Source organism: Veillonella intestinalis (assembly GCF_943192895.1).
Lineage (GTDB): Bacteria > Bacillota > Negativicutes > Veillonellales > Veillonellaceae > Veillonella_A > Veillonella_A intestinalis.
In genome coordinates, this window is the sequence record NZ_CALPCB010000010.1 from 25423 (window position 1) to 37039 (window position 11617).

The 11617-nt window shown below is 39.0% G+C and carries 11 protein-coding genes; 7 read left to right on the forward strand and 4 right to left on the reverse strand.

Going from position 1 to position 11617, the window contains the following annotated elements; all coding sequences use genetic code 11:
• Nucleotides 1-103: 103 nt before the first annotated feature.
• Nucleotides 104-811, reverse strand: a complete 708-nt coding sequence (locus NFR27_RS08805; protein WP_251444087.1) for a class I SAM-dependent methyltransferase — start codon at nt 809-811, stop codon at nt 104-106.
• A 181-nt stretch (nt 812-992) separates the two neighbouring features.
• On the opposite strand from NFR27_RS08805, the gene NFR27_RS08810 reads away from it, so the two are divergent.
• The 5 genes from NFR27_RS08810 to NFR27_RS08830 all read left to right on the forward strand — a co-directional run bounded on the left by NFR27_RS08810 (nt 993) and on the right by NFR27_RS08830 (nt 6512).
• A complete protein-coding gene (locus tag NFR27_RS08810) occupies nt 993-1961 on the forward strand; it encodes an ABC transporter permease (RefSeq protein WP_251444090.1) in 969 nt (322 codons plus the stop codon).
• A complete protein-coding gene (locus NFR27_RS08815; RefSeq protein WP_251444093.1) occupies nt 1951-2811 on the forward strand; it encodes an ABC transporter permease in 861 nt (286 codons plus the stop codon). The genes NFR27_RS08810 and NFR27_RS08815 overlap by 11 nt, the downstream gene beginning before the upstream one ends.
• 94 nt (nt 2812-2905) lie before the next feature.
• Complete coding sequence (locus NFR27_RS08820) at nt 2906-4474, forward strand: ABC transporter substrate-binding protein (protein ID WP_251444096.1); 1569 nt, start codon at nt 2906-2908, stop codon at nt 4472-4474.
• An 18-nt stretch (nt 4475-4492) separates the two neighbouring features.
• Complete coding sequence (locus tag NFR27_RS08825; protein ID WP_251444099.1) at nt 4493-6025, forward strand: ABC transporter ATP-binding protein; 1533 nt, start codon at nt 4493-4495, stop codon at nt 6023-6025.
• Nucleotides 6026-6179: 154 nt separating this feature from the next.
• Nucleotides 6180-6512, forward strand: a complete 333-nt coding sequence (locus NFR27_RS08830) for a metal-sensing transcriptional repressor (RefSeq protein ID WP_251444103.1) — start codon at nt 6180-6182, stop codon at nt 6510-6512.
• Between the two features lie 141 nt (nt 6513-6653).
• On the opposite strand, the gene pyrE is transcribed toward NFR27_RS08830, so the two are convergent.
• Both pyrE and pyrF read right to left on the reverse strand, forming a co-directional pair.
• Nucleotides 6654-7241, reverse strand: a complete 588-nt coding sequence (gene pyrE, locus NFR27_RS08835; RefSeq protein ID WP_251444106.1) for an orotate phosphoribosyltransferase — start codon at nt 7239-7241, stop codon at nt 6654-6656.
• On the reverse strand, nt 7238-7957 hold the full coding sequence (gene pyrF, locus NFR27_RS08840) for an orotidine-5'-phosphate decarboxylase (protein WP_251444109.1): 720 nt from the start codon (nt 7955-7957) through the stop codon (nt 7238-7240). The genes pyrE and pyrF overlap by 4 nt, the downstream gene beginning before the upstream one ends.
• Before the next feature lie 359 nt (nt 7958-8316).
• Between pyrF and NFR27_RS08845 the strand changes: the two genes are divergently transcribed.
• Complete coding sequence (locus NFR27_RS08845) at nt 8317-9012, forward strand: RraA family protein (protein WP_251444112.1); 696 nt, start codon at nt 8317-8319, stop codon at nt 9010-9012.
• Between the two features lie 424 nt (nt 9013-9436).
• On the opposite strand, the gene NFR27_RS08850 is transcribed toward NFR27_RS08845, so the two are convergent.
• Nucleotides 9437-10387 carry a 2-hydroxyacid dehydrogenase gene (locus tag NFR27_RS08850; protein WP_251444115.1) on the reverse strand — a complete coding sequence of 317 codons (951 nt, stop codon included), beginning with the start codon at nt 10385-10387 and terminating at the stop codon, nt 9437-9439.
• Between the two features lie 331 nt (nt 10388-10718).
• Between NFR27_RS08850 and NFR27_RS08855 the strand changes: the two genes are divergently transcribed.
• On the forward strand, nt 10719-11342 hold the full coding sequence (locus NFR27_RS08855; protein WP_251444118.1) for a hypothetical protein: 624 nt from the start codon (nt 10719-10721) through the stop codon (nt 11340-11342).
• The last annotated feature ends 275 nt before the right edge of the window (nt 11343-11617 follow it).

Consider the following 11617-nt stretch of genomic DNA (forward strand, 5'->3'; position numbering starts at 1 on the left):
TAGTGTAGAAATAAAAATGGAGTATTGGCGTAGAAAACCATTGTTCGTAAGAACTCTGTGTTTTTGAGCCAATACTCCATTTTGTTGCAGGTAAAAGATTAACTTATTTTACAACCCTAATCATGAATATAGGAATTTCTTCGTACTGCAAATTAGGATCTTTTTGAACTTCGTGACGTACATCTTGAATGACACTAACTTGTTGAACGCCGAGTTCTTTGAATACAGTCATATCCCAAGCGGGCCTAGTTTCTTGACTAATGGCTAAGCTATTTTTAATAGCTGTGCATTCGTCTAACAAAGCGGTATCAATTTGGGCGTGCACTCTGCCTTCATTACGAGTGAACTGTGTTTGTCCGTAGTCGGAATCAAAATTAAGAATCACACCATGAGGTTTTAATACGCGTAGCCATTCTTTATAAGCTGTTTTAGGATCTGGGAGGGTCCAGGTTAAATTGCGACTTAAAACAGCATCAAAGGTTTCATCTTCATATTGTAAATTAGTAGCGTCCATTTTTTCAAAGGTCGCTGTACTATGAAAGTTTTTTGCATTATTTTGAGCATTATGTACCATTTGTTGGGACATATCAATACCAGTAACTCTATGTCCATGGTGACAGAGTAAGAAGGTAAAGAAGCCTGTACCAGTACCTACGTCTAAGATACGTAAAGGGCGAGTTAAAGGGATATGTTCCGCTAATAAATGATGCCAAGCCAGTGCATTGGGACTTTTTAATTCGCGAAGCCGCAATTCATTGAACGCATCGCTACGTGTATCCCAATAAGATTCAATTCGTTTAGATATATTCATAATAGATTCCCCAAGTGTAAGTGAATACGGTATTGTTACTTTAGTAGTATAGATAAATTTTAAGGAGTTTGTAAGCGGGGGTGGGGGTTATTTTTAAATATCTATCCCCCAGGGTGGCTTTTCAAGAACCTAAGAGATAGGTACACTAAAATAAGTAATGTTTCAGTGAGGAGGTGTCGTTATGAGCGTTAATACACATAAGCGGTTTAGTTCGATTGGTCGCTGGCCAATATGGCGAGGTGTATTTGTGGTATGGTTAGTAGCGACACTAACATTTTTGTTGATGCATGCTACACAAGATGATGTGGTAGATATGGTATTTTCACAACAGCAAAGTTTAAGTGCAGCTATGCAGGCTGAAAAAAGAGCGGCCTTAGGTTTAGATGACTCATTGGTAACACAATATGTTCGCTGGTGGGGGCAACTATTTCAAGGTGATTTAGGAAATTCATTAGTAACTGGTGAAGAGGTTAGCAATATTATGAGCAGAAAATTATCTGCTACGTTGGTATTAATGGTTAGCGCTATAGGGAGTACTCTGCTAATAGCTGTACCAGTAGGTTTATGGCTTGCCTGTAAAGCAGGTTCTTGGCAGGATCGTTTCATACGAGGGATTACCGTATTGGGAAATACAATGCCTAATTTTTTTACGGCTCTATTATTATTATATGTAGTAGCATTGCAATGGGATCTATTACCAGTCGTTTCACGAAAAATGGATTGGCAAAGTATTCTGTTGCCTACACTGACTCTATTTTGGTCTATGAGTGCTAAATATATACAACAAACTCGTGCCTTAGCTTTAGAGGAACTTCAGAAACCATATATTCTTGGCTTGCGTAGTCGTGGGCTTAGTTGGTTTATGATTATGAGCCGTTATGTGAGTTTAGCTATTGCTCCGCCTCTTTTAACATTGGTTGCTTTGAGTTGTGGCTCCTTATTAGGAGGCGTAACGATTGTAGAATCTATTTTTATGTGGGACGGCATTGGTAAAATGGCGTTTGATGCTATTACTTCTCGTGACTACCCTGTATTACAAGCTTATGTATTATGGGTATCTTTGTTTTATGTTCTCTTAAACTATGGAGTAGAGCGTTGGCAACAGTATTGGCAAAAACAAGTGCTAGGAGGCCAGCAGTATGAGGAATAATCTAAATAGAGCATCTATGGAGGGTAATCGTTTAGTTTTAAAACAGTATGTTTTTAGCCATTGGTGGTCGTTTCTTTGGCCTGGTCTTATTATTTTTTTAGTGCTTAGTGTAGGCCCATATATTTGCTCTTTTAATCCATATGAACAAAATTTGGACATAGCTTTACAGGGACCTAATAGTTTGCATTGGTTGGGAACGGATCAATATGGCCGAGATGTGTTAGCGCGAGTGTTAGTCGGTGGTCGTTTAACAGTGGGGCTCACCGTATGTATTACTATTATAATTTGTTTAGGAGGAACCCTGTTAGGTCTGTGGAGTGCATGGAAGCAGACTTGGCTGAGTCGCCTAATTGTTAGCTTGACGGATGTAGCTGTATCTTTGCCGGCTTTAGTATTTGCCATTGCCTTAGCCGCGGTACTAGGCGGGGGGATGGAATATGCGGCGTTAGCTTTAATCTGTGTAGGCTGGCCGAAATATGCACGATTAGCCTGTAGTTTGACGTTACAAATTAAAAAGGCTCCTTATATGCAATTAGCTCGCTTACAAGGGCAAAGTGAAGTTGGTATAGTGAGATATCACATTATACCTAATATTATGGTAACCATTATTGTGACGGCTGTGCTGGATTTGGGTGTAGTGCTTATGGAACTGGCGGGACTTTCTTTTTTAGGGCTAGGGGCAGCACCACCACTAGCAGAGTGGGGCAGTCTGTTAAGCTTAAATCGAAGCTTGCTACAGACGGCTCCTTGGCTCATGTGGGCCCCAGGCATAGCAATTATCCTAACTGTAGGGGCGTTTCATTATATGGGCGAACAGTTACGGCATCAGATAATGTACGATAAGCGTTAAGGTAACCTACTTTAAAATAGGAATGCAGGTTAGAGAGTTTTAACCGGTGAGATACTATTCTACGAAGTGTAGTTGTGTGAAAGAGAGTCTGTATATGGTAAAAGAAGTGGAAAGAGTAAAATCACAGTTTTCATTAGGTCGTTTAGTAGGGTTGATTAGTTTATTTATTGTTTTTTTAGGGCTAGTTGGCTGTGGTACAGAGGAACCGAAATATAGTAAAGTGCTTCATTATGGTACAACGGCATATGGCCCTGCTATGGAGAATGCAGGATTGAATCCTCATGTGGCCTATCAGGGATGGAGTGCAGTGCGGTATGGTGTAGGTGAAACGTTGGTACGTTTTACTGAAACGATGGAAGTTGCTCCTTGGTTAGCAGATTCTTGGCAAAGTATAGATGATCATACAGTGCGTTTACATATTCGCGAAGGGGTAACCTTTTCAAATGGGAAACCGCTTACACCAGAAGCTGTAAAACAGAATTTAGAAGCGTTAGTTCGTGATCATGATAGGGCGCCGAAGGATTTGAAAATTGAATCTATAACAGCTGATGATGCGTATATAACGATTCACTCGGTGAATCCTGTAGCTGTATTATTGACCTTTTTAGCGGATCCCTATAGTGCGATTGTTGATTTGAGTGATGGGACACCTGAGGGAATCGTAGTGGGGACGGGTCCTTTTAAAGCTACTAAAGTAAGCGAAAGTGGTATAAGTTTAGTCCGTAACGATCACTACTGGGGTGGCATGCCTAAATTAGAAGGCGTAGAAGTGATACGCATTACCGATGGTGATACGTTGACTATGGCGCTACAAAAGGGTGATATTGAAGCGGCTCAGGGCTTACCCTATAGTTCTTTAAATCTTTTTGCTGATGCCGCGCAATATACCATTAGTTCAGCTGCTACTTCGCGGGTGTATCAGATAGGATTTAATTTTAACAGCTCAGCTATGCAAGATGTACGAGTTCGTCAAGCGATTGCTAGTGCGATTAATAAAGAACAATTTGCCGCTGTATTGTTGAAAGGCAAGGGTATACCGGCCGTAGGACCTTTTCCGAATAATACAAAACTAGGACAAATGCAGGTAGTGGCGCCTATTTACGATGAAAATAAAGCAAAGGTTTTATTAGCAGAAGCAGGGTATAAGGATACTGATGGTGATGGTTATGTGGATAAAGGGGGCGTACCCTTGACGGTACGTTGGTTGACATATACCTCCCGTCAGGAATTACCTCTATTAGCTGAGTCGGCTCAGGCAACGTTAAAACAAATTGGTATTAAGGTGGACGTTAATGCTACAGATGCGTATAGAAGTGTGTTGCAACAAGGGAAGTTTGATGTATTTGCTAAAGCTTTTGTAACAGCACCTACTGGTGATGGTACCTATTATTTTAAGACTAATATTATGTCTGGGGCGGTTGATAATGTGGGACACTATGAAAGTCCTCAAATTGTAGCATTTATGGAACAATTAGACGGCACTGTAAATCCAGAAGCACGACAAAGATTGTTTGAGCAAATGACACAGCAAGTGTTAACTGACAATGCTTTTATTTATGTGGCCCATTTAAAAATGAATTTAGTAATGGCGCATAATGTGATTAATTTTAAAGCGTATCCGACAGATTATTATGAAATTACTAAGGATATAGATCTTAAATGATAAGAGGAGATGAAGCGAGTGAGCACTGAGTCGCCTTGGTTATTAGATTTACAAGACCTTACTGTCACATATAAGCAACAAGTAGTTTTGGCTAATTTGAATTTACAGTTGCGTGCTGGTGAGACAGTAGCGATTGTAGGGCCTTCGGGAAGTGGTAAAACTACCTTATTGCGAACCCTATTAGGTTTACTACCTCGAGATAGTCAGGTGAGTTTTTCGACGGCTTTATTTGACGGGCAACCTTGGCCAGCGTCTGAACAAGATTGGCATATACTTCGGGGAGAGGCTATTGCTTTTGTTCCGCAAGATGCGCAAGCCTCGTTAAGTCCAATAAAAACAATTGAAACTCAGTGCCGTGATGTGGCGAAGGCTCTTTCCATATCTTGGAATGAGGCACAGCAACGGATTGAGCGATTATTAATTCAGTTAGACTTACCAAGCAGTTTGTTAGCGAAGCGACCTAGTGCTTTATCTGGTGGGATGGCACAGCGTGTGGTTATGCTATTGGCGTTATTGTCACAGCCAAAACTTATAGTCGCTGATGAGCCTACTGCGAATTTAGATATGATGCGGCAACAACAAATGGTGGCATTATTGAATGAAGTACAGGCTCTTACAGGAGTGGCGATTATATTTGTTACTCATCAAATGGAATTAGCAAAGCAGATTGGCCATACTTTGTATGAAATGAAAGAGGGACAGCTTAAGCGTGTGCTTTTAGGGGAGTCAAAAAAAGATTTCACTTGGCAGGAACAAAATTCTGGGCAGGAATTAGATAAAAGGCCTTTATTTGCTAAAAGTAACAGTGAAAAGGTTCATCCTTTATTAGCTGTAGACTCTGTAAGTGTGGTGCATGGCACCAATGAGCGGGCATTACAGGATATATCGTTAAGTTTATATCCTGGTGAATGGGCTGCCATAATAGGTCTGAGCGGAGCGGGCAAGAGCACTTTATTTAACACTTTGTTAGGCGAACAACCTATACAGCAAGGAACGATTACATATGAGGGAAAACCCTTGCATTCACTTTCAAAACGGGACTTAGGTCAAATTGTACAGCCTATTTTACAGAATCCGCAAAGCTCATTTAATCCACGACAAACTATTGGCTGGAGTGTAGGTGAAGCTTTGCGCAGGCGAGGGCAAACTATAGATGTAGCAGCTTTATTAGAAGAAGTACAATTACCGGCTAGCTATGGCGCGCGGTATCCTCATGAATTAAGTGGTGGAGAATGTCAGCGCGCGGCCATAGCTAGAGCTTTAAGTAGTAAGCCACAAGTACTATTTTGTGATGAAATGACCTCGGCTTTAGATGAGACGGTACAGGCTGACATTATTGAGTTATTGTGTCAGATTAGAGACCAACAGAAGTTAGCAGGTCTTGTAGTGACTCATGATTTATGGGTAGCGGCAGCTTTGTGTGACAAGGTATATGTGCTAGAAGAAGGCCATATTGTCGAAAGTACAACGATTGCCCAATTATTAGTAAGTCCACAATCTGATACGGCTAAAGAGCTGGTGAAGGCATACAAGATGTTAGGGCATACATAGCAATCATACAATATTAGTTTATAGACATTAAGTTATGAAATATTAAGTCATAAAATATTAAGCGATAAAATATTAAGCCATAAAATGTCATGCTTGCCACATATGTTATAATAAATACATAAAAGCTTGTTTGTATTTATAAGGTGGTGAAAGGATGAGTCAAGAATCACATGAGTTGTTGCATGAGTTAGGGATTGCTCATAATCATGACCATGGTCATACCCATTCTCATACGCAAACTAAGGCGGTTCTGAATCGCCTATCACGAATTATTGGACATTTAGAATCAGTAAAACGTATGGTAGAGAATGAGCGAGATTGCAGTGAAGTATTGGTGCAATTAGCGGCGGTAGGTTCGGCTGTAAAAAGTGTGAGTCGTGTTGTTATGAAAGATCATATTGAACACTGCATAGTTGATGCGGTAAAGAATAATGATACGGAAACGTTAAAGAAATTGAATGAAGCTATTGACCGATTTATTAAATAGCTAGCCTTATAATAGGTAACATAAACATAGCATTTAGACAGAAAAAAGCCCCTTGGCGAATAGCTTATTGAAAGTATACAGTTTCAATAAGTTACCGCAAGGGGCACTTTGTTTATATTAAATATGTAATTTTAAAAAGTATTATTTAATGTGTTTACTGCCACGTTCTGTCATTGGAACATTATCGTGACAAAGAGGGCATTCTTCTGGTTGGTAAGTTGGTACCGTCAAATTTAATAAAGCTTGAACTTTATCGTTTGGAATACCAAAATCAGCTTTGCCACCACTGCGGTTGACAAGTAAGCCAACGCCTACGATTTCACCTTGAGAAGCATTAACTACATCCACTACTTCGCGAACTGAGCCACCAGTAGTTACAATGTCTTCTACAATAAGTACACGTGTGCCTGGTTCGATGCGGAAACCACGGCGAAGAGTCATAACACCTTTTTCGCGCTCTGTAAAAATAGCTCGCGTACCGAGAGCTTTCCCTACTTCATGAGCTAATAGAATGCCACCAGTCATAGGACCAATTACAAGTTCTACATTTTGATCTTTGAAACGTTCTGCTAATTCTTGGCAAAGGCGTTCCGTGTATTTTGGATGTTGTAATACATTAAATTTTTCTACATACATAGGGCTATGAAGACCAGAGGTAAGTAGAAAATGGCCTTCTAAAATAGCTTTCGTGTCGATTAATAATTGTTTTACTTCTTGTTCTGTCATCATGCGTTGATAGCCTCCATTTCTTCAACAATTAAACGAACCGCTTCTTGCGGATTGTCAGCTTTAGTAATAGGTCGTCCGATTACCAATTTAGAAGCGCCGTCTTGGAGGGCACTTTTTGGAGTGGCAATTCGTTTTTGGTCATTCGCTGCGGCAAAGGTAGGACGAATACCTGGGGTTACAATCAGAAAATCTTCCCCACAAGCTTCGCGAATAGCCTTTGCTTCCAAGGGTGAGGCTACTACACCATCCATGCCGGATGCTTTAGCTAATTTGGCGAGACGGAGTACTTGGTCTCGAATTGGCAATTGACCACCGATGGCTGTCCAAGCCTCATCATCAAAACTGGTGAGTACGGTAACAGCTAATAGTTTTGGTCGTTCCACTTGAAGTGATTCGGCAGCTTCCGTTGCGGCTTTGGCTGCGGCTGCCATCATAACGGGACCACCTTGAGCATGTAGGGTGATTAGTTTAGCACCTAAATGTGTAAGCGATGTTACGCCTTGGGCTACGGTGTTGGGAATATCGTGTAACTTTAGGTCAAGAAATACGGATTTTCCTTGTTCTTGAAGATACGTTACCGTCTGTGCACCTGCTGCATAAAATAACTCCATACCAACTTTGTAATAGGAAACACTATCGCCTAATGTAGTTACTAGCTCTGTAACTTGCTCCATTGTTGCTACGTCTAAGGCAACTATTAGTCTGTCATCTGCCATGGTGAGCCTCCTTAATCGTATCCATATATAGATATATTCAAATAATTTTTACATAAAAAATAGGTAAAGTCAATTAAAACTTATACTGCTAGCGATAAAATAGATTTGTAGTTTGTAGACAAGCGATTGTATTCTTTAATCTATTTTATTATACCGTGGAATGCTTAGTATTGGCTATGAAATAGGCTATTTTTATTTGTCTCCTATTAAGGGTAGGGCGCTTAGTTAGGGTGACTTGAAATTTTGATGAAATATAGGTATCATAAATATATAGAGATTTCTTGATATAAAATTGAAAATTAATTTTATCAAGAGCCTATCTATTGATACGATTGTTAGTGAAGAATGGAGTGAATGTAATGGCAGTTGGTAATCGAGTGTATTTGCAACGACCTATGGTGAGCGAGGAATTATTGAATGAGTTTAAAGGGATTCCTGCCGCTAATGTAGCAGATTGTATGGGGCGTTTGAGTGCACTTCATCCACGTGTTTCCTTGAAGTCTGCCCCTAAACAACCTGTTACAGTAGGGCGTGCATTAACTGTGAAAACTCGTGGTGGCGATAATTTGATGATTCATAAAGCATTAAATATAGCTGAACCTGGCGATGTGATTATGGTATCTAATGATGGTGGTTCTGAATACCGTGCATTGATGGGTGAAATCATGTTTGGGTATGCTACATATAAACAATTAGCCGGTGTAGTTATTGATGGCCCTATTCGTGATAGTGATGCTGTGGCTACGATGGCATTGCCTGTATATGCTAATGGTACGAATCCTGCAGGGCCATATAAAAATGGTACTGGCGAAATCAATACACCTATTGCTTGTGGCGGTATTTCCGTAAATCCTGGTGATATCATTGTGATGGACCAAGATGGTGTTATTGTTGTACCATGGCAAGATGCAGCTGAAATAATTGAGAGTGCTAAGAAATTACAAGCTGAAGATGCTGAAAAAGTACATGAAGCATTAATTGGCGAAGCCGATCGTCAATGGATTGAAGACCAGTTGAAAGAACAAGGGACTGAGATAATTGATGGACAATATTAAATAATCAAGTCGATAGAATATTAGTGGTATATACATAGATAAGCGTGCCTGTAGTTATTTGTCCTGGCGATGCAAGCATCAAGGGACTTCATAACTACAGGCACGCTTTCTATTTTTTACACAAATAAATTTCTATCAACTTGATTATTTAGTGTTTAGGAGGGTGGGTAGAGGGACTTCATAACTATGTAATCTTTTTATTTAAGCACAGTACACATTAGTGAAAATGTAACTATTTAATATTGTAAAGATAGGGGCAGCGTGGGACTTCATAACTACAGGCACGCTTTTTATTTTTTACACAAATAAATTTCTATCAACTTAATTATTTAATGTTTAGAAGAGCGAGTAGAGGGTAAAGGGACTTCATAACTATACAATCTTTTTATTTAAGCACAGTACACATTAGTGAAAATGTAATTATTTACACTAAATTTTGTGGTGTACCGGCTTCCCATTGTTTTATGTTTTCAATAACAATGTCGGCTCTTGTTTCAAGGGCTTCTTTGCTAGCAAAGGCGACATGAGGTGTTAAGACAGTATTTTTTGCATGACAGAGTGGATGGTCAGCTGGAATTGGTGGTTCCATTTCAAAAACATCGATACCAGCACCAGCTAAACGGCCTTCGTTTAAAGCAGCGGCTAAAGCTTCGCTATCTACTACTGGACCACGAGCTGTGTTAATAAGAACTGCAGATGACTTCATGAGTTTGATTGTTTCTGCATCCACTAAGCCTTTGGTGTCTTCTGTAAGTGGTGTATGTAAAGATACGAAGTCAGCTTGACGGAACAACTCTTCTTTGGAAACAAAGGTAACACCTTTAGCTATTAAATCAGGTTTTTCACTGCGATTATATGCAATAACACGACAGCCAAAGGCAAGGGCAATTTCGGCTACACGTTTACCAATAGCACCAGTGCCAACAACGCCAAATGTTTTACCGAATAATTCAAAACCAACAAGTCCTGTTTTGGTGCCTTCATGACGACTTTGGTGGTCACATGGAACGATGTTGCGACATACAGAGATGGCTAGGCCAAAGGCTAATTCAGCAACTGCATTGGTGGAGTAGCCCGCTGCATTACATACAGTAATATTACGTTCACGACAAGTAGCCAAATCAACATGATCCACACCTGTAAAGGCAATCGAAATCATTTTTAAATTTGGACATTGGCGAATAATATCACCAGATAATTTTTGATTGGCTAAGATTAGGACATCAGCTTCTTTTACACGGTCCAATAATTTAGCCTGATCTAATTCTTGAGTTTCAGGATAGAAAAACTCATGACCCGCTGCTTTAAGTGGTGCTGATACGGCTTCAATTTTTTCTGCTGATACGCCTAATGGCTCCATTACGATAATTTTCATGGTGTCACCTCGTTAATTTAGATTCAAAGATAGATTATACATTGTCTTTATTATACGCCAAATATCGAAGGTGTTCAATGAAGTTGATACCAGACTTAAGAATTTATTATTGCAAAGTTTATACAGGTTCTTGGCTTAGAAATTCTCTTTTGGTGGAAGAGAATCTATTTATATCAATGCCTTGTCTAGGCTTAGGGCTAGGGAATTTATATAAAGGCTATATTGCTATTTTATAAAAAAAGAGTAAAATATAAGAAGATTTTACATACTGTTTAAGCAATTATTACAGATTTTAAGTTAGTATAATGTATTTAAAGTTATGAGGGATATTGTGAGAAAAGTTAATATTGTTACATTTTTGTTTCTGTTAGCAGCAATACCGCTTGCTATATGCTTACCTAAGTGGGCTTTTTGGGAAAATCATTGGGTAGAAAATATGCAGGCTGTAGTTTTACTAGGTGCTTGTCTGTTTAATTTTGTTTGGGCTATAAAGAGTGAAGACTCAATCAGTTATTTGAAATCAATATATATAAGTGAGGCTATTTTATTTTTAGTTGCCTTTGGCCGTGAAATTAGTTGGGGCCGTATATTTTATCCAGTCGGTATGGGATCGGAAGGACCTGAATTTTTAAGTATCAAAGAAGTGTGGTTTGGGCCTTATTTACCTTGGGTATTAGGTCTTGCCGGACTTATATTACTTTATAATTTATGGCGAAGTCGTACTTTGATACGATCTATATTTAGTCAGTATAAGAGCGATCATACGATTCGTCTGTATTTAGTTCTTTTTATATTGGGATTAGTTTTAAGTGAAACGGTTTTTGAAAAGAATTTAATTACGCCTTTAGAACCGTATCATCAAGGTTTTGAGGAAGTGTTTGAGCTGATTGCTTATTGGTCAGCATTTGCCATATCGTATCGTTTGAAACAGCTATTCATGCATTTGCCAAGATAGTTGGCACAGTAATTTGGCTATTTAGTAAACAAAGCCAAAGTATAATATGTAATATATAAAAAAGCAGCTTATAGATAAAAATATAAATAGAAGATAAAAGTATAAATAGAAGGTAGAAGTCTAAATAGAAGAGAGAAGAAAAAATAAAGATAAAAAATAAAACGAAAGATATATGTCTAGTGGTGCAGGAATTTAATGTAAAATTCTATAGAGTTTTACATTAAATTCCTTATTTTTTTAAGACCATAACTATTAGTAAATGCATAGTAAATATG

Bases quoted from the DNA above. Each gene is read 5' to 3' on its own strand.
- NFR27_RS08805 (WP_251444087.1), bottom strand. From the start codon at position 811: ATGAATATATCTAAACGAATTGAATCTTATTGGGATACACGTAGCGAT.
- NFR27_RS08810 (WP_251444090.1), top strand. From the start codon at position 993: ATGAGCGTTAATACACATAAGCGGTTTAGTTCGATTGGTCGCTGGCCA.
- NFR27_RS08815 (WP_251444093.1), top strand. From the start codon at position 1,951: ATGAGGAATAATCTAAATAGAGCATCTATGGAGGGTAATCGTTTAGTT.
- NFR27_RS08820 (WP_251444096.1), top strand. From the start codon at position 2,906: ATGGTAAAAGAAGTGGAAAGAGTAAAATCACAGTTTTCATTAGGTCGT.
- NFR27_RS08830 (WP_251444103.1), top strand. From the start codon at position 6,180: ATGAGTCAAGAATCACATGAGTTGTTGCATGAGTTAGGGATTGCTCAT.
- pyrE (WP_251444106.1), bottom strand. From the start codon at position 7,241: ATGATGACAGAACAAGAAGTAAAACAATTATTAATCGACACGAAAGCT.
- pyrF (WP_251444109.1), bottom strand. From the start codon at position 7,957: ATGGCAGATGACAGACTAATAGTTGCCTTAGACGTAGCAACAATGGAG.
- NFR27_RS08845 (WP_251444112.1), top strand. From the start codon at position 8,317: ATGGCAGTTGGTAATCGAGTGTATTTGCAACGACCTATGGTGAGCGAG.
- NFR27_RS08850 (WP_251444115.1), bottom strand. From the start codon at position 10,387: ATGAAAATTATCGTAATGGAGCCATTAGGCGTATCAGCAGAAAAAATT.